The organism is Pseudoalteromonas sp. OF7H-1 (assembly GCF_022347825.1).
GTDB lineage: Bacteria > Pseudomonadota > Gammaproteobacteria > Enterobacterales > Alteromonadaceae > Pseudoalteromonas > Pseudoalteromonas maricaloris.
The window spans coordinates 114,913-141,390 of record NZ_JAKRFX010000013.1 but is presented as its reverse complement, the minus strand read 5'-3'; the positions used below and the strand labels follow the sequence as shown (position 1 = coordinate 141,390).

18 protein-coding genes are annotated in these 26,478 nt (G+C 43.7%); 13 read left to right on the top strand and 5 right to left on the bottom strand.

The features are described from left to right. The first annotated feature begins 166 nt into the window (after nt 1-166). Nucleotides 167-781: a PQ-loop repeat-containing protein gene (locus tag MHN30_RS16345; protein WP_045987867.1), complete on the top strand. Its 615-nt coding sequence runs from the start codon at nt 167-169 to the stop codon at nt 779-781. Nucleotides 782-869: 88 nt separating this feature from the next. On the opposite strand, the gene MHN30_RS16340 is transcribed toward MHN30_RS16345, so the two are convergent. Continuing rightward, a complete protein-coding gene (locus tag MHN30_RS16340; protein ID WP_130165150.1) occupies nt 870-3,374 on the bottom strand; it encodes a zinc-dependent metalloprotease in 2,505 nt (834 codons plus the stop codon). A gap of 261 nt (nt 3,375-3,635) precedes the next feature. On the opposite strand from MHN30_RS16340, the gene MHN30_RS16335 reads away from it, so the two are divergent. The 9 genes from MHN30_RS16335 (at nt 3,636) to MHN30_RS16295 (ending at nt 17,277) form a co-directional block, all read left to right on the top strand. Next, nucleotides 3,636-4,877, top strand: a complete 1,242-nt coding sequence (locus MHN30_RS16335; protein WP_239360356.1) for an HlyD family efflux transporter periplasmic adaptor subunit — start codon at nt 3,636-3,638, stop codon at nt 4,875-4,877. 10 nt (nt 4,878-4,887) lie between these two features. After that, nucleotides 4,888-5,592: an ABC transporter ATP-binding protein gene (locus tag MHN30_RS16330; protein ID WP_239360355.1), complete on the top strand. Its 705-nt coding sequence runs from the start codon at nt 4,888-4,890 to the stop codon at nt 5,590-5,592. Nucleotides 5,593-5,602: 10 nt separating this feature from the next. Beyond that, nucleotides 5,603-7,987: an ABC transporter permease gene (locus MHN30_RS16325; protein WP_239360354.1), complete on the top strand. Its 2,385-nt coding sequence runs from the start codon at nt 5,603-5,605 to the stop codon at nt 7,985-7,987. Nucleotides 7,988-7,989: 2 nt separating this feature from the next. After that, a complete protein-coding gene (locus MHN30_RS16320) occupies nt 7,990-8,331 on the top strand; it encodes a hypothetical protein (protein WP_130165146.1) in 342 nt (113 codons plus the stop codon). A gap of 243 nt (nt 8,332-8,574) precedes the next feature. Further along, nucleotides 8,575-9,741: an efflux RND transporter periplasmic adaptor subunit gene (locus MHN30_RS16315; RefSeq protein WP_045987861.1), complete on the top strand. Its 1,167-nt coding sequence runs from the start codon at nt 8,575-8,577 to the stop codon at nt 9,739-9,741. A 15-nt stretch (nt 9,742-9,756) separates the two neighbouring features. Then, nucleotides 9,757-12,909 carry an efflux RND transporter permease subunit gene (locus tag MHN30_RS16310; RefSeq protein WP_239360353.1) on the top strand — a complete coding sequence of 1,051 codons (3,153 nt, stop codon included), beginning with the start codon at nt 9,757-9,759 and terminating at the stop codon, nt 12,907-12,909. 170 nt (nt 12,910-13,079) lie between these two features. Further along, nucleotides 13,080-14,324 (top strand): hypothetical protein, encoded by a 1,245-nt coding sequence (locus tag MHN30_RS16305; protein ID WP_239360352.1) that lies wholly within the window; start codon nt 13,080-13,082, stop codon nt 14,322-14,324. Between the two features lie 460 nt (nt 14,325-14,784). Further along, the gene (locus MHN30_RS16300; RefSeq protein WP_239360351.1) at nt 14,785-15,159 is read left to right on the top strand and encodes a hypothetical protein; all 375 of its coding nucleotides are present in this window, start codon (nt 14,785-14,787) and stop codon (nt 15,157-15,159) included. Between the two features lie 60 nt (nt 15,160-15,219). Next, nucleotides 15,220-17,277, top strand: coding sequence for a S9 family peptidase (locus MHN30_RS16295; protein WP_130165142.1), 2,058 nt, complete (start codon nt 15,220-15,222; stop codon nt 17,275-17,277). Between the two features lie 618 nt (nt 17,278-17,895). On the opposite strand, the gene MHN30_RS16290 is transcribed toward MHN30_RS16295, so the two are convergent. Beyond that, nucleotides 17,896-18,369, bottom strand: coding sequence for a Dps family protein (locus MHN30_RS16290; protein ID WP_010376518.1), 474 nt, complete (start codon nt 18,367-18,369; stop codon nt 17,896-17,898). 403 nt (nt 18,370-18,772) lie between these two features. Here MHN30_RS16290 and MHN30_RS16285 point away from each other — a divergent pair, with 403 nt between their 5' ends. Beyond that, nucleotides 18,773-18,982 carry a hypothetical protein gene (locus MHN30_RS16285; RefSeq protein ID WP_128727307.1) on the top strand — a complete coding sequence of 70 codons (210 nt, stop codon included), beginning with the start codon at nt 18,773-18,775 and terminating at the stop codon, nt 18,980-18,982. Here the strand turns inward: MHN30_RS16285 and MHN30_RS16280 are convergent. Both MHN30_RS16280 and MHN30_RS16275 read right to left on the bottom strand, forming a co-directional pair. After that, a complete protein-coding gene (locus tag MHN30_RS16280; protein ID WP_130165141.1) occupies nt 18,979-19,620 on the bottom strand; it encodes an alpha/beta fold hydrolase in 642 nt (213 codons plus the stop codon). The genes MHN30_RS16285 and MHN30_RS16280 overlap by 4 nt on opposite strands. Nucleotides 19,621-19,740: 120 nt before the next feature. Then, nucleotides 19,741-20,901, bottom strand: coding sequence for a porin (locus MHN30_RS16275; RefSeq protein ID WP_045987857.1), 1,161 nt, complete (start codon nt 20,899-20,901; stop codon nt 19,741-19,743). An 84-nt stretch (nt 20,902-20,985) separates the two neighbouring features. Here MHN30_RS16275 and MHN30_RS16270 point away from each other — a divergent pair, with 84 nt between their 5' ends. After that, on the top strand, nt 20,986-22,869 hold the full coding sequence (locus MHN30_RS16270; protein WP_130127160.1) for a methyl-accepting chemotaxis protein: 1,884 nt from the start codon (nt 20,986-20,988) through the stop codon (nt 22,867-22,869). Nucleotides 22,870-23,742: 873 nt separating this feature from the next. Further along, nucleotides 23,743-24,687 (top strand): ribosome biogenesis GTPase YlqF, encoded by a 945-nt coding sequence (ylqF, locus tag MHN30_RS16265; protein WP_039493363.1) that lies wholly within the window; start codon nt 23,743-23,745, stop codon nt 24,685-24,687. Here the strand turns inward: ylqF and MHN30_RS16260 are convergent. Then, nucleotides 24,684-26,093 carry a sensor domain-containing diguanylate cyclase gene (locus MHN30_RS16260; protein WP_130165140.1) on the bottom strand — a complete coding sequence of 470 codons (1,410 nt, stop codon included), beginning with the start codon at nt 26,091-26,093 and terminating at the stop codon, nt 24,684-24,686. The genes ylqF and MHN30_RS16260 overlap by 4 nt on opposite strands. Nucleotides 26,094-26,478 lie beyond the last annotated feature (385 nt).

Genomic DNA, 26,478 nt, shown 5'->3' with positions numbered 1-26,478 from the left:
CACCTATTCAAAGTTGGATGTTAGGTGTCCAGTTGTATTTTAAAAGTTAGCTCTTAAAATGCGCGCCTTCAAAAAATAAAACCTTAAAAATCATAAATTTACAATGTGTTTTTAAAGGTTTTACAGCACTTTAACTTTGCAACAATTTAGACATTTGGAGTTGGCATTGAGCGAATATTTACCGATCGTTTCTTCCTTCGTTTTGGTTTTAAGCTTTGTTCCTTTGATTAGGAAGATCCGTAAAAATCGCAGTGTGTCAGGTGTATCACTGTTAATGATGAGTTTTGGTGTTGCACAAAGCTCTTACTTTATTGCCTACAACGTTTTCTTTGAACGTTTTTTTATGGTGCTGCCTTTTGTTGTTACAGGTTCTTTAAGTGCACTTATTTTATATTATTTTATTCGGTACAACGCAAGCTCGAAACAGCGTAATCAATTAGCACTCTTGCTTGCTTTGTCGACCTTGCCATTTGGGCTTTTATTGGCAAAGGACATCGAAGCTGCTGCGTTGCTAAATGCGTTAACTTACTTAGGGCTAGTGATGAGTTCAATTCGCGTTATGCCACAAACCTATAAAACGATTAAAAGCGGTGATGTCTCTAACTTAAGCGCTAGGTATTTCTCACTGCAGTTTTTAGCGGGAGGAATTGGATTGGCTGCAGAGCTAAGTCTTGGTCATGTGAGTGTCGCTCACGTGTTGATGTTTGTGATGATTTTACTGACTAATGCCGCACAATTAGGTTGTATTCAGTACTATCGCTCTAAACCTGCTTTAGCTTAGTGACATAACCAGACAAAACAAGGGCTAGCAAATTGCTAGCCCTTAACGTTTTCGCTCATTTCACTCGCGTAATACAAAAGCTTTTGAGTTACGCTTCTAGCGCTTTTGTGATCATACGGTCGATATACGCTTTATGTGCCTTAGTTGCCTGATCGGCACCCCAAGCTGTGCTCTTATCCAAAATACTCTGCAGCTGGAATAGTGCAGCGGCTTTTGCCAAATTGTCGTATTTGCTCGCTTTACTCAAGCCTGCGACATTAATCAAGCGAGAAACGTACTCTATTTGCAGGTTTTGGCTTAGTGTCGTTGCATTCTTATCAGCAACGAAAATAGCGGCAGTCAGGTCGTTCATAACCTCGTTTAGGCTGTATTCGTTACCATAGTACGCAGAGTCGCTGATACGCTGTAATACATTCGCGTGTAGTACTTGGTCTAGTACCGACTTTTGCATACCAAGTACCATCTTATGGACTTTAGGGTCTTCGTTCTTTCCATAGTGGTTAAAGCCACGGCGCTGTGCTTGCATGTAGTTATAAAGAGGCTGCATATTTTCAAGCACGGTCGGTGCGAAAACCATTTCCTTAAGCGCGGTCATTGCCGCTTTTTGGCGCGCAAGTGGTACTGGTGTAAATGGTTTCGTTTCACCTTCTGTGCCTACTACGCTGCGCTCAACGTATACACCGCCAATTTGGCGTGAAATCACAGTTGCTTGAGCACGGTATTGACCAAACAGCATATTCGCAGAGGTTAATAACTGTTGGTTAGACTGACCTTCAACACGCGCTTTGTCTTTTAGTTCGGTGAATAAATGGTTGACCAGAGTCATGCGGTCAACGCCGTATGTCACTGGATCTGACGATAAGTCGCCAATCATCACGCGAGGATCAATATGACGGCCCGGCGCACGCATGTCGTCGGCATCGTTGCCAAACGCTAAGCCATGTTCACCAGAACGAGATAAGATCTTTTCAAGGCGCTGTTGCTCTTGGGTGTCATCGTTAAGTGCCGTGCTGTAGCCAAATTCTATCGCCCAGTCATCGTATGGACCTGGTTTGGTTTGGAAGATATCACCTTGTTTAACGCCTGGAGGGGCGATGTTAGCTGCTGCGTAGTCCATCACAGAGCCGGTTACGATACCTTGTGTTTTTGACTTGTCGTGTACTTCTTTAGGCCCCCACAAAATCGAAGACTTCATGTTGTGGTTGAGGCCTAAGGTGTGTCCTACTTCGTGAAGAACCAACTGTACTAAGCCCTGTCGTAGCATTTCTTTGCGTTCGATGTCAGCACCTGTTGCAAGGCTTGCCGTCATCAATTGACCTTGCATTTCATGTCCAAGCGAACAGTGTAGTGTATCGCTTGATGCCTCAGCACCATGGTTCATCTGCCCTTGAGAATAGAGTGAGTCATATATCCAGCGGTTACGCATAAATACATACTCTAGCATGATGTCGGAACCAAGAATTTGGCCAGTAAGCGGGTTGGCAGTTGCTGGGCCATAGCCGCCAAACGGTGGGCGAGGTGATGAAGTCCAGCGTAGGACATTGTAGTTGATATCGCCCGCATCCCAAGTGGCGTCGTCAGGCTGTACTTTCACCACAATAGCATTTTTAAAGCCGATTTTCTCAAACGCACTATTCCAACCTAGTACACCGTCACGCACCGTGTCACGCCATTCGACTGGCGTGGTATTTTCAATCCACCACACGATTGGTTCAACGGGTTCAGAAAGCGCTGCACTCGGGTCCTTTTTCACTAAGTTCCAACGCTTGATAACGTCTTTATATGGCGTCCAATCTGGTGAAGTTTGCACGTCGAACTGATTAGTGAAATAACCGATACGTGCGTCATCGTAGCGAGGTTGGTAGCTATTGTCTGGCAGAGCGACAAAGCTGTGTTGTACTTTTAGCGAAACAAAACGTGAGTCAGTCACTGCATTAGAGCCGGCAACTTTCGGGTCTGGGTTACTAAAGACATAATCAACAACGATATCTAAGTTGTTGCTGTATGGGCGGTGCTTAACGATGCGAGATTTTTTGTCATCCAGCTTACCAAGGGCAAAACGTTTGCTTGCCTTTTTGTCATCCGCACGTTTCCAAGGAGACACTTTATGCAGTGACTCACTTAAAAAGAGCTTATCCGCTTTGAATAAAATTTTACCGTCTTCGGCTTTTTCAATTTCGATACTGGCGAGTACGGCTTCACTTATGTTGGCATCGCTCGCGTTGGCGATGGCTGAGTTTTCATCAAAAATAAAACGCGGTGTTTTGCTGATAATATCAATGCGATCAAAGTGCTTTCTAAACTCAATTAGTTTAGTTTCGCGGTAGTTACCTCGAAAATGGCCGGCATCGGTAACGCCATCAACTGTATGTGCGAAATATAAAAATGGCGTGTCGAGTTGCGACTCATTGAGTTGCATTAAATACTCACCACTTTCTTTATCTTGATAAAGCGGGAACAGGCCATCGATACTGGTTTTATTTTCGATAAGTGAAGCGATGGTTTTTTCTTCTTCTGTTTTGTCTTTCTTAGCAAAGCTTGGGGCGCTTGCGAAGGTGAGCGCGAGGGCAATGCTTAATGCCGTTTTCTTCATTATTTTGACTCGAAATAGTAAAAACTCGAGTGTACCCAAAACATCAGAGCCTGTCAGAAACTCAAGGTAAAATGAATGTAACAAAAGATAAACGACAAAATTTTAATTACATAAAATGTATTTTCGATTCCGGAGTACAACTTTCGATTTCGGAATATCCGCTGACTTTCGCAGTTATAGTGATTTTAAATTATTGAAATTTAAAGTTATTAAATTTTGGCATAAATCTCGCTCTTAGCGCTTAGTCAGTTAGGAGGGGAAATGGATCTAGTCAAGCCAGCGAAGCCAAAAAAGACCACACACTATATCGTTGTTGCCTGTTTAATGGCGGCGATAGTTGTTTATTTGCTGTGGCAACAATGGGCGCCTCATTCTAGTGTGATGCGCGCTGAAATACTGGTGGCGGAAGTGAAACAAGGTCCGTTTACCTTATCAGTAGATAGCTTTGGGGAATTACGTAGTGCTGAGCAGTTTTTATTAAACGCGCAAAGCGCGGCTATCGTTAAAACTATCCACCATAAAGCGGGCGCAATTGTGCACAAAGGTGAAGTGATAGCCGAGCTTGTGAGCCCTGATCTCGTGTTGCAGGTTCAACAAGCCACACAAGCTTTGCGTCAGTCGTGGACAATAAAAGAGCAGCTGTTACTGACTCAACAACGGGAGCTGTTAAACGAACAAACACAGCTGATGCAAAAACAAGGCGCGCTAAAAACCTTAGTATTGCGTCACCGCGCGGAGCAAGGCCTTGCACAACAAGGTATTATTTCCGCGCTGAACTTTGCCCAAACTGAAACCAGTTTGAGTACCTTACAACATGAAATTACCATGCTAGAACAGCAAGCTAAACAGCTTCAAGCACTGCATGGTTCGGCGCTTACACTTGCCAACGAAGAAATTAACATTCGTGAGCAAGAACTCAATAACTTGCTGGAAAAACAACAACAACTGGAGATTAAAGCCAGCACTTCAGGGATCATTGAGCGCATGCCTCTGGCGCTTGGACAACGAGTCAATGTTGGTGACGAGCTAGCATTGATTGGCTCTAACCAGTCGTTGGTGGCGGTATTGTCTGTGCCACAATCCCAAGTGCGCTGGGTTGAAACTGGGCAAGACGTTATGGTGAACATGCAAGCCAACAAAGTAAAAGGCGAAGTGATCCGAGTTGACCCAGTGGTGACAAACAATAGCGTGGAAGTAGAGGTGAGTTTACCAAATACATTACCAAAGCAGGCACGCTCGCAGCTGAGTATCTCTGCCAGCATCGCCATTAAGCATCTTGCCAATGCCACCTATGTTCAGCGCCCTGCCAATGCCAAAGATAATCAAACGAAGACCTTATTTGCCCTGAATAATGATGACACCGCAAAGCCGATAGAAATCACTTTTGGTGCTTCAACTGGGAAATATATTGTTATAGATTCTGGCGTTGAAGCCGGGAGACGATTAATCATTTCTGATCTAGCCTATCTTGCCAGTCTAGATGAGACAATCTTATTAAAGTAGGAATATCAAAATGATAGTGCTTAAAAATATCAATAAAGTGTTCGAAACCGAAGAGCTGCAAACACACGCACTGAGAAATATTTCACTGGAAATAGCAAAAGGCGATTTTATTTCGATCTCTGGCCCCTCTGGTTGTGGTAAATCTACTTTGTTATCCATCATTGGTTTAATTGACCAAGCAACAAGTGGCAGTTATACGATTGGCGCTCATGATGTAACAACCCTGACGCTTGATCAGGCCGCTGAGCTTCGCAATGAGCATATTGGGTTTGTCTTTCAGGCTTTTAATCTCATTGATGAAATTTCGGTATTCGATAACGTCGCTTTACCCCTAAAGTATCGTCCTGAGAAGTTGAGTAAGGCTGAAGTAAAGCTACGAGTCGAGTATTGTTTACAAAAGGTTGGATTGTCGCATCGCGTTCAACACAAGCCAAATCAGTTATCAGGCGGGCAGCAGCAGCGTGTCGCGATTGCTCGTGCTTTGGTGACCGAGCCAAGCATGCTACTGGTGGATGAACCGACAGGTAACTTAGATTCGAAAAGTGGCGATCAGGTGATGCAATTAATCGCTGAATTGCATCAGCAAGGCACTACAGTTTGTATGGTGACGCACGATCCACGTTATGCCGATATGGCTCCAAGGCAGGTGAAATTGTTTGATGGTGAGCTGTTAGGCACTGTCGCTTCTGCTCAACCTGTTAGTCAACGAGCATAGAGAGGGCACCATGCAAGTGTTCAACTTAGGCCGTGCAAATATTTACCATGTTAGTGTGGTGACTACGCTGAGCTGCGTATTCGTTGTGATGCTGGTCGCAATGGGAATGTTACATAGCCTGTATTTCTCACCTCTACCATACCCGGGTTCAGAACGTATTGTTAAACTTGAATACCCGATGTTTGATGAAAATGGCAACGAGAGCAGCGAAGCCTTTAACTACCCATCATTGATGCATTTATACGAGCATAAACCTGCCGCAATGGAGCAACTGGCGATGGTGCATTATGCGGAGCAATTGCTTAACTCAGATGCTGGTGCGCCTCAAGTTGAATCGGCTTATGTCTCGCCCGAGTGGTTTAGTATTTTTGATATGCCGCTTGCGATGGGGCGGGTTATTACCGAACCTGTCGATGAGAGCAGCCCTGTGGCTGTGCTGAGCTTTCAAGCTTGGCAAAACCACTTCAATGGCGATCCTAATATCTTAAATAAAACGCTGCGTCTGGATGAGCGAGAGTTTACGATTGTCGGGGTGGCGGCAGAGCGGTTTTATGAACCTAACTTAAAAAAGCTCACGCACAACACTGCGGTATGGCTACCTTGGCAATACAACCTAACTTCAGAGGAAGCTAAACCTTACTGGTGGAACCGTTATGCGCTTAACTTGATGGTGGGTAAACTGGCTACAGGGGTGGAGCATGAACAAGTCAGCCTCTCGCTTTCCAACGAAATGAACACACTTTGGCGCAGCAAAGTGAGCGACAGTGAGTATTTTGCGAAGTGGCATATTGGCATTCGCGCGATGCCGTTGAAATCAATTATGCTCGGTAAGTCTCCCTTATTGTTATTTGGAATGTTTGTGGTATCGCTTGGTTTACTTGGTATCGCGCTCTTAAATATCAGTAACTTATACCTTGCAAGACTCAGTCAGATCCAGCGCCGGCTGGCAATTCAAGCGGTGGTGGGAGCAAAAATAAGAGATATTGCGCTGATGCAGTGGTTACCGCTGCTAGCACTTTGCTTAGTATCACTCGTGGTTGCAATTGGCGCGTCTTATGTTATCTGCCAGTGGTTACAGCAAGAACTAGTAGGGCTGTTGCCGCAAGCGCAGCTGATTTCGTTAACCTGGCAAAGTGTGCTTGCACTGGGATTGGTCGCTTTATTGACGAGCTGGTTATTGTTGTTAGCTGGAATGTCAGCAATACGCTTTCGTCACTTAACACACATGCTAAAACAAAGCGGTAAGGGGAATGCCGTTGTTGTGAGTGCGCGAGTACAACAGATCATGGCGGTGAGTCAGTTAAGTATTTCTATTATCTTGACCTTCTTCTGCTTTAATGTCGGTGCTGCTGCCATATCTCATCTCAAAAATGCTTATGCGGTAGATCTCAAGAATAAATACGAAGTCACGTTTTATGCTCCTGACACCATGCCGAGAGACGAATACACAGAGGTAATGCGTCAAGCCAGTGAAGCCCTAGGGAATACCGTAGAAGTAATCGCGGTGAGTCGAAGCCGTTCACCCATCGGGCAAGGTGTTGGCACTTGGTCATTGCAAGAAGTCGAGACGCTTGAACGCGTGCATCCGGTTGGCCGAGTTGTGGATAGTGGTTATCTTGAGTTTTTTTCTTTGCCGTTACTGCAAGGTCAGTTTTTCGATAGTGAAGCGGTGCGCCGCGGTGAGCAGCAGTTAATTATCAATAAAACCTTTGCTGAGCAGCTAGGTGGAGAGGAAAAGGCGCTAGGCAAGCGCTTGAGTTTTAACATTACAGATGAAGATGCAGCGTTTGAAATTATTGGTGTCGTTGCTGATTTAGCCGTGCCAGGCGAACCCGCACTGCCCCATGTTTATCGAGCTGTACAAGGAAGTAATACGGCGTTAATTAAGACTCAGCAGCCAGTTACTAAACCCCATTTTTCAGCGCTGCTTACACAAGTTCATCCAGCATTGAAAATCTTTAGTTTTAAATCACTTACTGCGCAGCGTGAGCAATACCTGTTGACCGATACCTTGGTTACCTATGGAGCACTATTTATCTTTGCGTTGGCGTTATTGCTCGTGATTATTGGCCTGTTTGGTGTCTTTCGTTATAGCCAATCACTTAAGGTTTCTTATTACGGCACGAAAATGGTGCTGGGTGCCAAACACAGCGATCTCACTCGAGAGGATCTTACTACCCACTTTAAGCACATAGGTATTGCGTTAATGATCTCCCTGACAGGGTGTTTATTATTGTCGCCATACTTTCAGCAAACATTTAACGTGGCAGAGTTTTCGATTGCGGCTGTGGGGATAGTGTTGGTGTCGAGTTCGTGTTTGTACTTTTCACTACAGCAAATACTGCGCAGGCCACTCAACGCATTAATCAACCCATCTGAATTAGTGAAGGGATAAGCATGACATTATGGCATAAGCTATTGAGGCGAGTGAGGTATAGGCTAAATCTAATGCTAGTTGTGTTATTGAGCGGCGCTTTCGCCGCCATATTAAATGCGCCAGTCTTTAATATTAAGCGTTTAGTCGGTGCTAAGGTACGCGATGTTCTTATTGAGCAGTGTTGGAGCCGGCCTTCTCTCGTGTTAGTCGCGGTGGTTATTGCTGTTTTCTTGTCTTTAGTTGTGGCGAGTATGTTTGGCATCTTGAGTCCGCTGCTTGGGATCTATCTGTTGTTCGCTATCGTATTGGTAGGCTGTATCGCTCTAGTGCTTGAGCTTCATCATGTCACTAAGCAGATCTAGGGTGATAAATGTGACAAAAAGCCGAAAGAATTGTTATATAACTCACAAAAATCGCACTTAGAAAGACCTTTGTAAATCAAAGGTTTTGGTGCTTAATTGTTTGAAATTACTTTATAATTTCCGCTGTTTTTCGATAGTTATAAAAAGTTGTTCTAAAGGTGTAACAGATTCTTACAAATGTCACATCCGAGAACGCGCTAAACTTGGTACTATACGGTCAGGAAATTATCAATAGGTACTGTCATGCAAGCTAAAACTTTAAAATGGATTCTACCCTTTACCGTGCTTATAGTCGGTGTTGTCGGATTTATGTTCGTCAATGCCGTTGCTAAGAGTGAACCTGAGAAGCAAGAAGTCGATTCTCGTCCTGTTGTTGAAGTTGAAACTCTCGCTGCGCAAGATCACCAAGTTGTGATCCAAAGCTATGGCGAAGTAAAACCGCTAGAAAGTACACAACTTTCTATTCAAGTATCGGGCGAAGTTGAATACTGGCACCCTAACTTTGTTGAAGGCGGTGTGGTACAAAAAGGCGAAGTGTTACTGCGCATTGAGCAAGATAACTACGAAGCTGCGTTGCTACAAGCAGAAGCAGAACTTGCCAGAGCCGAGGCACAGCTTATCGAAGAGCAAGCACAAGCTGATGTAGCTGCTGATGAAGCAAGAAGATTTCCAAATAAAAAGCATACCGACCTATTTTTACGTAAACCGCAGGTCATGAGTGCTAAAGCCTCAGTAAAATCGGCAAAAGCTGCACTGCAGCGTGCAAAGCGAGACCTAGAAAACTGTGAAGTTATCGCGCCTTATAACGCACTAGTGGTGAAAAAAGACGTTGGTCTTGGCCAGTTCGTGTCTATGGGTAGCTCAGTTGGTACGGTCAATAACATCGAAACTGCCGAAGTCATTATTCCTATCGCGGGTTTTGATTCTGTGTTTTTACCTGAGCGAGTGTCAGGCCTTGCTGCTACGGTTTATCAACGTGGTGTGAATGCCTTCACTCGTGAAGCGGTAATTGATAGAGATTTAGGTACTGTTGACCAACAAACGCGTATGAACAACTTGGTGGTGCGTATTAACGACCCGTACGGTCTTACAACGCGCCAGCCAGCGATAAAATACGGTACGTATGTACAAGTTAGCTTTGCGGGTAAAACGTTAAAACAAATCTACCGTCTACCTCAAGATATCGTGAATAATCAGTCGGTTTGGTTACTTAATCAAGATAACCAGCTTGAGCCACGTAAAGTGCAAGTTATCCGCGAAGAGGGTGAGTTCTTCTTAATCGGCGATGGCATCACAAGTCGCGATAAAGTGGTCATGACACCACCTGAATATCCACAAAAAGGCATGGAAGTTAAAGTTGCTGGCACGGACTCCTCATCAAAGCCAAGTAGTCAGCCGGAAAAGCTGTAACAGCAAGGAGCGACCATGAGTGATATAGAAAAAGCATCGCAGCGCGGTATTATCGCTTATTTTGCGAATAATACGGTAGCGGCAAACTTGTTGATGGTCTTCATACTGATAATGGGTTTTATCAGTTATATGACTATCCAAAGGCAAATGTTTCCAAACTTTGAGATCAATTATGTGACGGTGTCAGCCGTGTATCCTGGCGCGTCTCCTCAAGAAATTGAAGAGGGGATCTTGATCAAAATTGAAGAAGCATTAAAAGACGTTACAGAAATCAAAAAAGGGGTTTACCGTGCCGCTAGAGGCAGCGGTAGTGCGCAACTTGAAATCTATAAAGATGAAGACCTAACGGAAGTGGAAGATAAAATTCGCTCGCGTGTGAATAGTATCGCGACCTTCCCAGCATCCATGGAGCCTGTGCAGGTTCAGCTTATAGAATTTCGTCAAGACGTGGTAAACATCGCGCTGGCTGGTAATCTCCCGTTGAATGCCCTCAAGCCAATTGCCAAAGAAATCGAGGATGAATTACTCGAAATTCCAACGATTTCACTGGTTGACCGTTCAACCCCTGATTACGAGATTGGCATTGAAGTTGATCCAGATGCTCTGCGTCGTTACAACCTAACGATTAGTGATGTAAGTAGCGCAATTAGACGTTATTCGACCAACATTTCAGCAGGTCAAATCAGAACCGAATCTGGCATTATTGCAGTGCGTGTTGAAAACCAAATGTACCGCGGTAATGAGTTTAGAAACATACCTGTTAAAGTCGGTGATAACGGCGCCAAAATTTATCTTCAAGATATCGCAGAAATTAAAGACGGCCTAACTGAAGGTGAATATTACTTCCGTTTGAATGGTGAAAATGCGGTATTCCTGTCGGTTAAAGCGACCAAAGACCAAAATATGATCCCAATCGCGAAAGCGGTACATAAATATATCGAAGAGAAAAACGCTAAATTACCTGCAGGCTTAAGATTAGAACCAATTGTTGATATGACGTACTACCTGAACGCTCGACTCGAGATGATGAAGAGCAATATGATCCAAGGGGCGTTACTCGTCGCAATCATGCTGACTATTTTCCTACGCTTCAAATTAGCGCTATGGGTAATGATTGGTTTGCCGGTGTGCTTCCTCGGTGCGTTCCTATTTATGCCAGCACTTGGGATCAGTATTAATATTGTATCGCTGTTCGCCTTTATCATGGTACTTGGGATCGTGGTGGATGACGCCATTGTCATAGGGGAGTCCGCCTACTCCGAAATTGAACGCAAAGGCCACAGCGTTAAGAATGTGGTAATTGGCGCTAAGCGTGTTGCAACGCCAGCAACCTTCGGTGTATTAACAACCATTGCTGTGTTTGCACCTATGTTGTTCTCATCTGGTCCTGAAAGTGCATTCTTTAAGTCAATCTCGGGCGTTATTATTCTGTGCTTGGTATTCAGCTTGATTGAATCCAAATGGATTTTGCCAGCGCACATTGCTCACACTAAGATTAAACCACTACGTCCAAACAGTCGTCGTGCTGCATTTAACAAGAAGTTCTTCGCATTTGTAAACGGACCATACAGACGCTTTATTCAGCGCTGTGTTGACTGGCGCTGGACCGTATTATTAACTTTTGTGGCGATGCTGGTATTTAGCTTTAGCTTAGTGACTTCGAATTTAGTGCGCTTTATTCCATTCCCGAAAGTGCCAGAAGACTATCCAAAGATCGAAATTACCATGAACGACAACGTATCAGACGAGCAGACCATTACAGCGATGCAGTCTATTGAGTTAATGGTACGCAATGTCGATAAAGAGATTGCTCAAGAGTTCGGTCAAGGCATGATTAAGGATGTATATTCTTGGAACCAAAGCCGCACTAAGGGCTCAGTGTTATCGACGTTAGTTGACGAAGAGCAAAGACCATTTACGGCTTTTGAACTTGCACGTCGTTGGCGCGAGGCAATGCCAGAGATCACCGCTGTGAAATCAATCATTGTGTATGACAGTGTTGGCGATCAAAGTGGTGGTGAGGGTGAATTTGGTTATCGCTTGCTAGGTTCTGATATCGAGACCCTCAATGCGGCGGGCAGACAGCTTATTTCTATGTTGCAGCAGCAACCCGGGTTATTTGATATCAGCTCGAGTATTGACCCTGCGAGTAAAGAAATGCAGATCGCGCTTAAGCCAGTGGCTTATGAGCTTGGCTTGCAACTTGCTGATGTTGCGATTCAGGTTGGTAATAGTTTCTACGGTGGCGAAGCACAGCGTGTTATTCGTGATGGCGAAGAGATCAAAGTGATGGTGCGTTATCCTGAACTAGATCGTAAAGCTTTGGCTTCACTTAAGCGTACTATCATCACAACGCCAAAAGGCAAAGAAGTGATGCTAGGCGATGTCGTAGAGTTTACCGAGAAGCCGGGTATCAATTATATTCGTCGTGAAGATGGCTTTAGAACGGTATATGTATACGGTAGCATCGATGAAGAGCTGATTGAGCCAGATGCCGTGGTTAAGAATATCGAAGAAAATATCTTACCAGAGCTACTAAAACAGTTCCCAGGCGTCAAAACTAAGCTAGGTGGTAGTGTGGAAGAGCGTCAAGCGCAAACCAGTGAGCAGATCTTATTCTTTGCCGCTGGTATGTTGATGGTTTATATCCTATTGGCTGTACCGCTGAAGAGTTACGCACAACCGCTTATCGTGATGTCGGTAATTCCGTTTAGCTTAGTGGGCGCGCTATGGGGTCACTTAGTGTTTGGCTTAGATATGAGTACTATGTCTATGTTTGGACTAGTAGCCGCTGCAGGGGTTGTGATCAACGACTCCTTGGTAATGACGGACTATATCAACCAAGCACGTGCTGAGGGCGTTAAGCTTAAAGAGGCGGTTATTGAAGCGGGGTGTGCACGCTTTAGAGCAATCACGCTAACCTCTATCACGACGTTTGCTGGTGTAATGCCAATCATCTTTGAAACGAGTCTACAAGCAAGATTTGTTATTCCGATGGCGGTATCACTTGGGTTTGCAGTGCTATTCGCAACGCTTATCACGCTGGTGTTAGTGCCGGCCCTATACATCATCTTAACGGATATGCAGGGTGCGGGTTCACGCTTAAAAGCGAAGATCAGACGCAAGCCTAAATCTGGCGATAACCAACTAGAGAAAGCAGAAGCTTAGAAACTCTCGTTTACCCTCAATAATATAAAGGCCGCGCAGTGATGCCCGGCCTTTTTTGTGTATTAAAAACCTAATTCGTTTCCGAAAAAGGGAAATTAATAATTTCTTGCCATACCTGTTTTGGGTAATTTTAATATAATTGCAAAAAATTGTTTAATTGAGGGGTTGTTTTGAAAGTATCACTTATTTCAGGCGCTATTACATTTGCTCTGGGGGTCATCAGTGCATCAGCTAAAGTACAAGCAAGTGATGACGTTGAACGTATTGAAGTTAATGGCTGGAAGCACGAGAGAGAATGCGTAATTAATGTACGTAGTATGAGGCAGGCACGATGTTTCTCGGGGGGCTGGGGAGATTCTGGCGGTGGCAGTTCAAGTAGCAGTGGAGCATCTTCGGGTAGCGGGAGTAATGGTAATTCAGACACTACAGCAGAGCAAGAAGCCAAATTTAATGAAACCGCAAATGATCTTGCGGTGGCAGCAAAGGAAATACTAAATGCTCTAGAAGAATATCGAAAGAAGGTGAGAACGAATAGAAGGCTACATCAGAAAGTAAGTGAAAAAATAGCGAAAATTAACATGTTGATAGTCGCTACAAATGGAACATTGCAGACTTTTATCCATCTAGCTAACGGCGAGAATCGGCTTGCTATTTCAGAGGCGATGACATTTGTTGTAGGGATCAGTACAGGCATGGGAGTAGCCAAAGCTGTGTCAATATTAGCGGGGACCAGTCCACAAGGTATGTTGCTTTCTGCATTTGCTGGTACAGCTTCTAGCTTTTTCGTTGGTAGTAAGTTTGAGTCATTTATGGATCAAGCTATACAGCAAGAGTTTAATATTCCAACTAGTTGGTCAAATCCGAATGATGGAAGACCGGAAACCGTTACAGATATAGTTTGCGGTATGATGAGTGTAGTACATAGACCTGATGAGCCACCTTGCCGAGGCTATAGAAGCCTAGATACTTTAGCTACGTCAGGGCATTTTATCGCACTTGATCTGGCACTGGATGGAGTAGAATGGTCACTTAATCCAAACACCAACTCCATTACAGTGGGAAGTGATGATGCATTATTGATCGTTGATGCAAATCAAAACAATCAGTTAGATAGTGCGAGTGAGATATTATTCAAGCCATTTACTGAGACTCAAGACACTATTTCTCTATTAGATTCAAACCAAGATGCAATACTCGATAAATTTGATAATAATTATCATTACCTTAAGGTTTGGCAAGATGTTAATTACAACGGGGTGATTGATGATGGTGAACTCATTGCAGCAGCAGACAAGTCTTTAACGATTTACCTTGATGAAATGAGTACAGGGAATAGAAATCAGCAAGGACGCATGGATGTTGAGGGGATTGAATATGCTATTTCTGTGATACGTATTGGCTTTAAGCATGAGTAGTTAGTAGTTCTGTTCGCTCACAATACTTACTAAAAGTGAGTATTGTGAGCTGATAATATTTCTTATCATTTGTTAAGTAATAAATTTTCTGAGTTTTATCCTATGCAGACAAAAATTACGTTTACAAAACGCTCCGGCTATCTGCCAATATGAGTCCGTATCGCCACTTCTTTCTTTGCTGCTTTGGCATATGGCAAAAGAAAAATGAGGGCTGTTGGGCCTACATCTAAGCTATTTTAGCTGCTAATTTAACGTCTTAATATGCGCTATACCAATAGAGTTGATTATCAGTGATTAGAAAATAAAGGATATTATGATTCAGTGCGTTACATTAAAAAAAAGCTTTAGGCTTCTACCTTTGCAAATTTTGGCATGCACTATATTTTTTGCATTGGGTACTTATTATGCGATAACGGTTGAGGATGTCGTTTCTGGCAATTCATTGACTGTGGATGCTAGTTTGGCAAGACCAGCAATAATAGTGATGCTACTGCTCACTGCAGGTGTCATTGTTTATGCAATCATTAATCTGGAACACACATTAATCCTCAACTTTGAGAATCGTGAAATTCACATTTATAACTGGCGCTCACCACTGCCGAAAGTGTATAGAATGACGAGCAACAATAAGCTTTGTGTTTATCGCCATCCAAATAAGCAGGATCAATTTGGGGTTGAGCTACTTTCTGTAGAAGATGAAGAAGTTTATCTATATTCGAGTTTTGCCTGTAATTGGCTTGTGCCTAAATCACAAGGAGAGCAATTGTGGCAGGTTGCAAAGTCTCAGGGTGTTGCTGTAGAGGAAACACCAGAAAGCTTTTTAGATGGTTGTTAATTCCTAAATTTGCTGTGATACACTGGCGAAAAATAACGAATTTAGGATGACAACTTGGTGATGGAAAAAACTCAACCGCTAGCCAAAAAGCAGCCGAAATCCTTGCTGCACCATAATCATGAACGTATCGACAACTACTACTGGATGCGTGATGACGAGCGTAAAAATGCTGATGTGTTGGCACACCTCAAAGCAGAGAATGATTACTGTGAAGCGCAAATGACGCCTCATCAAGCGCTGCAAACCCAGCTGTTTGAAGAAATGAAAGGTCGTATCGTAAAAGACGATAGCTCAGTGCCCGCCAAAGATGGCAACTATTGGTATGTGAGTGAAGTGAGTGGTGATGAGGAATATGCTAAGTATTATCGTGCATCACAAGAAGATTTGTCGGATAAAAAACTGCTGTTAGACATTAATCAGTTAGCCGCTGGCAACGAGTTTTATGACATCGGTGATATTACTGTAAGCCCAGATGAGCAACTGCTTGCCTATAGTGAAGATACCGATGGGCGTCGAATTTACACCATCAAGTTTCTTGATTTAAACACCAATACATTACTACAAGACGTGCTGTATAACACGGAAGGTCAGGTAATTTGGGCGAACGACAATAAAACCGTATTTTATGTCAAAAAAGACGAGCAAACGTTGCTCGGCTTCCAAGTGTATCGCCATGTGTTGGGAACGCCACAAAGTGATGATATTTTGGTGTTTGAAGAGCAAGATCGCCAATTTTATATGGGATTGGGTAAAAGTCGTGACGAAAGCGCTATTTATATCTATCTCGCAGCGACGGAAACGAGCGATCAGTTAATACTGGATGCAAACGATCCTTGCGGTGAGTTTAGTACCCTTATTCCAAGAGAAATTGGCCATGAATATGGTCTTGAAAAAATGGGAGAGTTCTTTTACATCCTGAGTAATAAGAATGCTAAAAACTTCCGTTTAATGCGTGCAACAGCAGCAACCGTTGGTGATGTCGAGCAATGGGAAGAGTTGGTTGCCCATCGCGACCATATACTATTAGAAGGCTTGGAGCTGTTCAATAGTCACTTTGTGCTGACTGAGCGTGAACAAGGGCAGATCCGTTTTGTTGTCCACGATTATCAAGGGCAGAGCTATCACCTTGGATTTGATGATGCTTGTTATTTTGCCACGGTTGGAAATAACCCTGAGCCAAGTTCAAGTAATATTCGTATCCACTATTCGAGCATGACAACTCCAAGCTCAGTATACGATTGTGACTTAACCACAGGTAAGAAAACGCTTAAAAAGCAGCAGCAAGTGTTAGGTGATTTTAAACCAGAATATTATCACTCTGAACGTTTGCACATAACCGCCAGAGATGGCGTTAAAGTCCCTGTATCTTTGGTCTATCGCAAAGATAAGTTTAATCAAGACGGTAGCAATCCACTATTGCAGTATGGCTATGGTTCTTATGGTATTACTATCGACCCTAACTTCTCTAGTCAAATTCTAAGCCTGTTAGATAGAGGGTTTGTATACGCGATTGCGCATATTCGAGGTTCTGAGATGCTTGGTCGTGAATGGTATGAGCAAGGCAAAAAAGCGCATAAGCAAAATACCTTCAACGATTTTATTGATGTTACCAAGGCCTTGGTTGAGCAGGGCTACGGCCATAAAGACAAAGTGTTTGCATCAGGCGGAAGTGCAGGCGGCCTGTTAATGGGTGCAATTGCAAACCAAGCTCCAGAGCTGTATTTAGGGTTAGGCTGCCATGTGCCTTTCTTGGATGTGTTAACTACCATGTTGGATGAGTCAATCCCATTGACCACCAATGAGTATGATGAATGGGGTAATCCGAATAATGAAGCGGACTACCAGAATATTTTAGCGTATTCACCGTATGACAATATTGAAGCCAAAGCCTACCCAAATATTCTAGTCACCACAGGTCTGCACGACTCGCAAGTGCAGTATTGGGAGCCAATGAAGTGGGTTGCTAAGCTTAGAGAATATAAAACGGATGATAACGTACTGGTCTTTAAAACCGACTTGGAAGCGGGTCACGGTGGTGCCTCAGGCCGATTTAAAAGCTTACATGAAAGAGCGCTAGAAATGGCATTCTTTATCAGCTTATTGAATGGTAGGTCGTAGCTCTAACTCGACAAAAGATCGCGAGGTGAACTCGCTCCTACAAGAGGAAAACCTAGGTAGGAGCTGGCTCTGCTTGTAGGTCGTAGCTTTAGCTCGACTCGTACATCCTGACGTTAGCTCGACAAAAAAGCGATAAAAGCTCGCGAGGTGAACTCGCTCCTACCAGAGGAATCCTAGGTAGGAGTTGGCCCAGCTTGTAGGTCGTAGCTTTAGCTCGACTTGTACATCCTGACGTTAGCTCGACAAAAAGCGCTAAAAGCTCGCGAGGTAAACTCGTTCCTACCAAAGAAGAATCTAGGTAGGAGCTGGCCCAGCTTGTAGGTCGTAGCTTTAGCTCGACTTGTACATCCTGACGTTAGCTCGACAAAAAGCGCTAAAAGCTCGCGAGGTAAACTCGTTCCTACCAAAGAAGAATCTAGGTAGGAGCTGGCTCGCTTGTAGGTCGTAGCTTTAGCTCGACTTGTACATCCTGATGTTAGCTCGACAAAAAGCGATAAAAGCTCGCGAGGTGAACTCGCTCCTACCAGAGGAAACCTAGGTAGGAGTTGGCCCAGCTTGTAGGTCGTAGCTTTAGCTCGACTTGTACATCGCAGCCTTAGCCCGACCTATCCGTCTATCTTAGTTTAAATACGCTTTAAGCATCCACACCAGCTTTTCTTGCTCTTTGATGTAGTCGCTCATTAGCGCTGCTGTCCCTTCATCTTCGGCTTCGCCCGCTTGCGCTAAAATTTCACGCTGCATAGAAATAAGCGTTGTATAGCCATCAAGCAAGGTTTCTAGTGCTTGTGTGCCATTGCTGATCCCTTTTGCTTCTTGAATTTTACTGGTTTCTAAATAATCAGAAAACGCATGCAATGGATTGCCTTCAATCGTCAAAATACGCTCTGCGATTTCATCGACTTTCTCAAGTAATAGCGTATAAATTTCTTCAAATTTTAGGTGTAGTTCAAAAAACTCACGACCTTTGATGTTCCAGTGAAAACCACGGGCATTCATATATTGAATTTGGTAGCTACTTAGTAGCGTATTAAGTGACGTTACTAGTGCTTGGCTCTTAGCTTTGTCTAAACCGATAGAATTAATGTTTGTCATGCGATGCTCCTTGTTGATTCACAGTCAGTATGGCGCAACCTTAGGTGATTGCCCAATGATTAAAATCAAAGTGTTTAATCGGAAAAATCAATTAATAAAATCAAAACATATCAAATATTAATACAAGATGACGTTGGGATGAGCGTGGTAAAAAACAAGATGAAACCCCAAAAAGCGCTCAAAAATAACAAGGTGACATGAATACTTGGCAGGAATAAAGCTTGCCAACTTTTCCTAAAACCTTACCAGAGCGCGTAGTTTTTGATCTAAGACAAGTGTTTAATCACGTTCGTATTTTGGCGGTTTGAAACCTTGATTTAGGTCAAAATATCACCGCACTGTAAGCGCATAATCATCTCATCAAGACACAAAAAACCAGTGTCTACTACTTGAGGAAATGAGTATGAAAGGCAAAACACAATCAGAACATAAAATGGAACTCGTCGTCGTTGTTATCGCTTTAGTAGCATTTGTTGTTGGGCTAGTAGGTCATTTAGCTGGCGCAAGTATCGCAAACTCAGACACCTTTGGTTATATCGCTGCACCAGTGCCGCTAGTAGTTGGTTTGATCGCTGTGATTGCTTACAAAGTGGCTGCAAGCGCAGAGCACTAAGGCCTCTCTAACAGCTCGCAGATATAGTCCATTACCGCACGGGAATATATTAAGCTCGTATGGCTGAGATGAAATACTTTGTGCTCGGCCATGCCACTGAGCTTGGTTTCTTCTAACAACACAGTACCATCCGACTGGCTACCTTTTTGTAGTAGTGGCATTAGTCCGATGGGTAAGTCACCAGCAATACTGTAAAGCTTGGCGTCGAAAGGCCAATCTTGATTGTTAGATAATAAAAACTCCACACTGTTTTTTAACAGTAGCTCCAGTCCTTTGTCGTGCATATGCTTGGCAATGGCACTGCCTTTATGTGGTGTCCCCAAGGTCACCACTTTTTTTACTTGCTTGCTCGTTGCAGAACCTCGTTCTAAATACGCCCTTGCAACTAAGCCTCCCATGGAGTGGCAAACGAGTGCGGCGGGGCGGTCGCCAACGAAAGTATCAATAGCAGCGCAGATCTCATCAACATCTGGCGTTAATGTGTTATAGCTTAAATTGAGAATACGGTAGCCAGATTTACCTAAGCGAGCGCTAAGCGGCCGCATCACAAACCCAGACATGTACAAGCCATGCAGTACCACAATGCTTTCGATTTTGGCGCTCGCGGTAATATTGAGTGGAATAGGAGAGTGGTTCATGCCGCCTCTTTAAACTTGAATACTTCTAAGCCTTGTGCGAGTGTACCACCCTCACTTGAATACTTGATGTATGAATCAAGTCAAATTGAAAAGTTATTATCTTAGAGCCTGTGATCTTGGCTAATCAAATTGCCACTCTTGCTTGTAATCGTACCTAAAGCCAATGGAGATGGAGTCCATATCGACTTGATTATCAAAGGACTTGTTCAAATACTCCAAGTGCACTCTGAGCGGCGGTGTTGGTAGCCACTCAAGTGTCACATTGTAGCCATCGAAGCTTTGATTAAGCGGATCATGACTGCCGTAACCGTCATCAAAATCAAAATATCCGGTTTTGAGTTTATAGTGTTTTGCGAGTTGATAGGCCAACGAAAGATCAAAGGTGTGGCCTTGTCGAGAATCAAGAGCGCCCACGCGTTGATAGTCTTTGTCTTGATACGCCATGGCAGCGTAAAAGCGGGAGGTAAATTGATAAGCCAGCGCACCAGACCAAAGTTGGTTTTCGCCAATATGCTGCTCGTTATCGTATACATCGTTTTGTTGATAAGTAATCGCTGCGTGTAAACCTGCGTTATCGTAACTTAACCCAGTGTTGAATAAATCCGTTTGGTTATCGCCTTTGTCACCATTAAATTGGCCTGCGGCGATAAACGTCATCGGCCCCAATTCGTAGCGGTAAGTAACTAAATTATCAACGAAAAAAATGCTCTCTGGATCGTAAGCAAATGGGCTGCTGGCGTGATTAAAAATATCAACGTATTCGGCAATAAACAGATACTGTGCAGGCCTTTGTTTGCCAATGCCAAACCGACCATACGGTGTACCTAGTGCAGTATAAGCACGGCGTGACTTGCCAAAATTTCCTTCATTGGCGAGGTCGATGCCCCATTCACCATGAAGTTCGGCCTGCCAGCCCGGCATAAATTCATGAGTCACTTTAATCCCTGCGTGGGATAAGGCGTCACGAACATCCCAGTTACTTGCGTCATCTTGATTGATTACGCCAAATGTCGGGCGTATTGTGGCATAGGTTTGGAGCGTGGTTGAGGGCTCGGTAAGTGGTTTGACGGGGTCACTTTGTGGTGTTGATTTTGCCACAGGAGCTGCGGCCTTTGGTTCGCTATTTTGCGTCATAAACCGAGCTTTAAGCTCAGCTAATTGCCGCTCAAGATTTTCAATGTCGGCCATGGTAACAGGTCGATCGGCTGCTAAAGCTACTGAAGAAGTCAGTAAACAGGCTAGGCCAATCAGTGCGGTTGAGTTGCTCAAAGTAAAATTCATGGTTTTTACATCGCTCAGTTGCCAATAATCGAATTATAGACAACACTTTTGATATTCGAGCACTTTTTATTCAGGCTGTTGAATATGAAGATCCGCACTAAGTTCTCTGTGACTTCTGCCATAGTGATCTTATTGATCATCACCACAACGACGCTTTCTACTTACTGGTTTGTTAGCGATTCGGTAAAAACCAAAACCCATGCCTATGTAACGGATAGCACGCAATTGCTTGCCGTGAGCATAGAGAATTGGCTGGCCGGTAAAGCAACGCAAATTAATGTGATAAAAAGTCAGTTAGAGCAAAACTTTAGCGATGATAACTTTCAACAAGCACTGAATACACCAGTGTTTAAAAAGGAGTTTCTGCTGGCTTTTGGTACTTTGGCTAATGAGGAAGGGCTCAGGTCGAACAACCCCACTCGCAAAAATCCTCCGGGCGTAGATTTTAGAGAGCGAGCTTGGTATAAGCTTGGTAAAAACCAAAATAAAACCGTTTATACCAGTCCATATACTGACGCGGCGACAGGTGAGTTATTGCTGTCGGTGGTATCTCCCATTGTAGTGAATGGTAATTTTAAAGGGGTAATTGGGGGAGATTTAAGCCTAAAAACCATCGCCAATAGTGTCAATCAGGTCAATTTTGATAATACCGGTTATGCCTTTTTGGTCGACAAGTCTGGTAATGTCATTTCTCATCAACAGGCCGAATTTAACGGCAAAAAACTGCAACAGGTATATCCAGCTTTACGCTTAGATAGCGTAGATAAGTTGCAAGAAGTGGATACCAAAGAAGGCAAAAGGTTGTTTTACTTACATTCGCTTGATAACACCTTTGGTACGGACTGGTACTTGGCGGTATTAATCGATAAATCAAAAGCCTACAAAACACTGACTGAAATTACAATAAACTCCCTGATCATTGCTATTTTAGCTGTGGCTATTGGAGTATTCTGCGTACGGACGTTAGCAATTCACTTACTCCAACCATTACGGGATTTGGAATCTGCAATCACCGGCATGGCAAGTGGAGGCGGTGACTTAACTCAGCGCTTAAAAATCGTGAACGAAGATGAGTGCGGTACGGTAGCGCGACAATTTAATTTGTTCTTGGGCTTTTTGCATGGGTTAGTAAGTAACGTAAAAGAACGTGCAGACGATGTGGTGATAAGCAGTGATGCCGCCAAAGAGCTGTCGACACATTCCTCACAGAAACTTGATCAACAAGTTAGCCTAATTGAAAACCTCGCTACCGCGATGAATGAAATGAGCACTACCTCGACCGAAATCGCGGGTAACGCGCAGCAAGCCGCAAGCTCTATCACCTCGGTGAATGAAAAGACCTCTGAAGGGCAAGAGATATTCTTTAAAGCGCGAAGCCAAATTAATGCTTTGGCTGACGATATTACTGCATCGTACGAGCTGAGTACGCAACTTGCAGAATATAGCCAAAATATCGAGAATATTCTTTCAGTCATTAATGGTATTGCAGAACAAACCAATCTACTGGCACTTAATGCTGCAATTGAAGCCGCACGTGCCGGAGAGCAGGGCCGAGGTTTTGCGGTTGTGGCCGATGAAGTGCGCTCTCTAGCATCAAAAACACAGGAATCCACCACTGAAATTAAATCCATGATCGACCAGATCCAAGCCTCATCCATTCAAGTTCAGCAATCTATGGGAAGTAGCCGAGATAAAACCCAGCAATGTGTGTCACAAACCGAGCAAGCGACACATATGCTAGAAGAAATCTCAGAAGCAGTAAAAGAGCTTATGGATCGCAATATTCAAATCGCAACCGCCATAGAAGAGCAAAGTGTGGTGATTGAAGAAATCAATAAAAATACAATACATATCAACGATATTAGCGTGGAGGTCGGCAGCTTTTCAGACAAACAATATAATGCCAGCGAAGAACTCGCGAAAAATGCCCATGAACAAGAGGCACTGCTGTCTAAGTTTACTTTGTGAGTTTTTGAGTTTGAATAATCCACTCCCTTTTTGAGTGGATTATTCAAGGCGAGTATATTCTCCACTGCGCTGCTAACGTCTAACAAAATGCCTCGTGAATCTGTCTGTAAGCTAACTCTATGTTCCGAGTTCAATTTAATTGTTATTTTATTGCTTTAGAAACCAAGCTGGTCATATCAGTGATTTCCATATCTCCCATATCTGCAAGTAAGTGTAGATGTTTGATGAAGTTCACTTTTTCAATATTCTCGGGTAGACAGTTGCCACCCATGAAAAGTGTGATGGAAGATGGAATAAGCTGTTTGCAAGGGTTACAAAAACTATCAGTATAGCCTCCCAATTCGCAGTGCAAATAGTTTCGTGGGAAGCGGCTCACCCGCCGAGAAGTTATGCTTTTTGGGTGTGATGGAGGGGGAATAAGTCGCCTGTTAGCTGTTCACAAAGCCATCAGCAATGAAGCTGTTTGCAAGGGTTACAAAAACTATCAGCATAGCCTCCTAATTCGCAGTGCAAAAGGTTTTGTGGGAGCCGGTTCACCCGCCGAGAAGTTATGCTTTCTGGGTGTGATTGATGGGCGCCAAAACCTGTCAGGAGGACGGGCTGACTTTACTCATAGCAGCGATACATAGGCAAGTATTTTGAGAGTGATACGTGAATTAAATAGAATTCATAGCCATTAACCCAATCCTGTCAATTTATAGTAGAATAGCCAACTTAGTGATGAGGTACTGCTGCTGTATTAAAAGCGTTTAGTACCCTATGTTGTATCCTTAACCTATCTCTTGCTTCGTACGAACGACGTTATGGCGTGTGTGAGTTTGGCAAGGTATTCAACATATGAGCTTTTAAAGTTAATTAATACAGGTGGTTATAATGGCAATACAGTGGTTCCCAGGGCATATGAATAAAGCGCGCAATGAGATCAAAGAGATCATGCCGCAGATGGATGTCATTATTGAAGTGCTGGATGCTCGTATTCCATACAGTAGCGAAAACCCGATGGTAGGGCAGTTACGTGGTGACAAGCCTGTTATCAAAATCATGAATAAAGCGGACCTTGCCGATCCTGAACTGACCAAGCAGTGGATGGAGTATTTTGAACGTGAGAGCGGTGTAAAAGCGCTGGCGTTTGGTCATGATAAGGCGAATGAAGTACAGCGTATTAATGCGCTTTGCAAAAAGCTTGCACCTCATAAAGTGGGTCAAGATAAGCAGCTAAAAGCCATGATCATGGGTATTCCAAATGTGGGTAAATCGACGCTTATCAATACACTTGCCGGCAGAATTGTTGCAAAAACAGGTAATGAACCAGCGGTAACTAAAGCGCAACAGCGTATTAAGCTTGAAGACGGCATTATGCTTTACGATACGCCGGGTATGTTGTGGCCAAAGGTTGAGAATGAAAACTCGGGCTATCGTTTGGCGGCAACGGGTGCTATTCGCGATACGGCTATCAATTATGAAGAAGTGGCGAGCTACACCGCTGAATATCTGCTAGGTGCATATCCAGAGCTTTTAAAAGCACGTTACAAGCTCGACGAATTACCGGACTGTGATTGGACATTTATCGAGATGGCTGGCCGCAAGCGTGGTTGTGTAAAGGGTGGCAATCAGGTTGATACGCATAAGATGTCGGAGATTTTAATCAACGAACTGCGCGATGCTGTTATCGGGCAGATCACGATGGAAACGCCGGAAATGCGAGAGTCGGAAGAAGAAATGGTTGCTGAGTTACGAGCACAAGCTGAGGCTAAAAAGGCCGCGCGTGAAGACGAAAAACGTCAGCGCCGCGCAAGAGCGCGTAAGAATCGCCGCTAAGCGGCGAATTTGGTTTGATTCCGGCCTTGTTTGGCACGATAGAGCGCGGCATCGGCGCGCTTTATAAAACCATCTTCTGATTCATCAATATGGTATTGTGCAACGCCAATACTGACTGTCACTTTGACCTCACATTCCGCTTGCTCTAGTGCAACATGGATCTTCTCAGCAATCGCAATTCCTTGCTCTAACGTCGCTTTGGGTAGCAATACCATAAATTCTTCACCCCCCCAGCGGCACAGCAAACCGTTGTTTTCTATCTGGCGTTTACATACGTTGGAGAAGCATTGCAGCACTCTGTCGCCTACCACATGGCCATGTTGATCGTTCACTTGTTTAAAGTGGTCAATGTCCATCATCAACATCACTACTGGGGTTGATTGGGTACGCGCTTTCGCTAAATGGTGCTGAAGCTGTGGCTCAAAGGCTTGGCGATTAAAGGTATCGGTGAGTTTGTCGTACTTCGCCATTTTTTCTAAGCGTTTTTGATAGTGATTAAACGTCAACTGCGCCACGGCCAATATTAATAAGGTGACTAGGCTCCCTACCCATAAATTGGTTGTGAGTATGTCGTTTATTCCACTGGATTTATCTATTGTTTGCTCAACAATTAAATACCAGCCTATAGAGTCCAAATAGCGCGAATGGACAAACTCGGCATGGTCGTCGGTTTCCAACCGAAATTGATATTCGGATTGATTGAGCAGCGCCGTTGCTTGGGTTGGAAAACGATCATGAATACTGGTGCCAGATAGGGTCTGATCGTTAAAAAATAATAGCCTGCCTTTGTGGTCAATAAAGTACAGTTTGCGTGCATAGCTGGCTTCGTATTGTTCGATTAAATGGTGTAAATCAGCCAATAAGATACCAACCCCAACAACGCCAATCACATCGTTGTTTTGTTTTATTTTATGATTGACGTAAACAATAGCTTCGTTGTTATCTCTTGGGTCTATATCAACATTGAGCGCATAGTCAGCATCGCTATGCAGGCTTTCACGGTACCAATCGTTTTGTTTGGCGCGAATGTCTAACTGCTGGGTGTTACCATCAAAGTGGTAATAAGTGAGGCTCTTGTCGTCCACTAAAAAGCTCGTTTTTGCGTGATGTAATGCTCGAGTATCTTCTAAGTAGGTGAAAATAAGCGCAGGGTCTTGCTGTGAAGACGTTAGCCAACGTTTAATAAAGACGTTATTTGCCATTTGCTGAGAAACAATGATTGGAGCTTGAAGCCGCTTTTGTATGTCTAAATCAATCAGATGGCTGGTGAGTGGCAGAGCATCATCGCTTACCCCTTTATACAACGACTGTTTAGCATGCTCGATACTTATCCAGCTGGTGAAAATAAACCCTACCAGCAGCAGCAGGCTTAACAACATGTTATAACGGTAGCGTCGAGCGTTCATATTATTGTTATTTTTGGAAAAATAGAATGATACGGATTCTAGTAAAAGAAAACGATTACACGACATTACAGCTGAACAAACGCTGATAGAAAATGTAGGCATAAAAAAAGCCCTGAGCAGGGCTTTTTGATTCATATCTACCGTCACCGATATGAGCAATGTAGCAAGTAAAAAGTGGTTGCCAGTGATACACATCAAGGGGCGTTGTAGCACATCACCGACAACACGATTCAGGGTCGAATCAGCAAGAGTATGTCCTCTTGTTGATATTGATTATCAATTAGATTAGCCGTTAGGTCAATACCTTTTTGGAAATAATTCTCATTAATATTTGTGCGACTGTTTTTCGGTAAGTGCTGAAAATAGATATAAATTTTGGGCATAA

Bases quoted from the DNA above. Each gene is read 5' to 3' on its own strand.
- MHN30_RS16295 (WP_130165142.1), top strand. From the start codon at position 15,220: ATGGAAAAAACTCAACCGCTAGCCAAAAAGCAGCCGAAATCCTTGCTG.
- MHN30_RS16280 (WP_130165141.1), bottom strand. From the start codon at position 19,620: ATGAACCACTCTCCTATTCCACTCAATATTACCGCGAGCGCCAAAATC.
- MHN30_RS16310 (WP_239360353.1), top strand. From the start codon at position 9,757: ATGAGTGATATAGAAAAAGCATCGCAGCGCGGTATTATCGCTTATTTT.
- MHN30_RS16325 (WP_239360354.1), top strand. From the start codon at position 5,603: ATGCAAGTGTTCAACTTAGGCCGTGCAAATATTTACCATGTTAGTGTG.
- MHN30_RS16330 (WP_239360355.1), top strand. From the start codon at position 4,888: ATGATAGTGCTTAAAAATATCAATAAAGTGTTCGAAACCGAAGAGCTG.
- MHN30_RS16320 (WP_130165146.1), top strand. From the start codon at position 7,990: ATGACATTATGGCATAAGCTATTGAGGCGAGTGAGGTATAGGCTAAAT.
- ylqF (WP_039493363.1), top strand. From the start codon at position 23,743: ATGGCAATACAGTGGTTCCCAGGGCATATGAATAAAGCGCGCAATGAG.
- MHN30_RS16270 (WP_130127160.1), top strand. From the start codon at position 20,986: ATGAAGATCCGCACTAAGTTCTCTGTGACTTCTGCCATAGTGATCTTA.
- MHN30_RS16260 (WP_130165140.1), bottom strand. From the start codon at position 26,093: ATGAACGCTCGACGCTACCGTTATAACATGTTGTTAAGCCTGCTGCTG.
- MHN30_RS16315 (WP_045987861.1), top strand. From the start codon at position 8,575: ATGCAAGCTAAAACTTTAAAATGGATTCTACCCTTTACCGTGCTTATA.
- MHN30_RS16285 (WP_128727307.1), top strand. From the start codon at position 18,773: ATGAAAGGCAAAACACAATCAGAACATAAAATGGAACTCGTCGTCGTT.
- MHN30_RS16335 (WP_239360356.1), top strand. From the start codon at position 3,636: ATGGATCTAGTCAAGCCAGCGAAGCCAAAAAAGACCACACACTATATC.
- MHN30_RS16290 (WP_010376518.1), bottom strand. From the start codon at position 18,369: ATGACAAACATTAATTCTATCGGTTTAGACAAAGCTAAGAGCCAAGCA.
- MHN30_RS16275 (WP_045987857.1), bottom strand. From the start codon at position 20,901: ATGAATTTTACTTTGAGCAACTCAACCGCACTGATTGGCCTAGCCTGT.
- MHN30_RS16340 (WP_130165150.1), bottom strand. From the start codon at position 3,374: ATGAAGAAAACGGCATTAAGCATTGCCCTCGCGCTCACCTTCGCAAGC.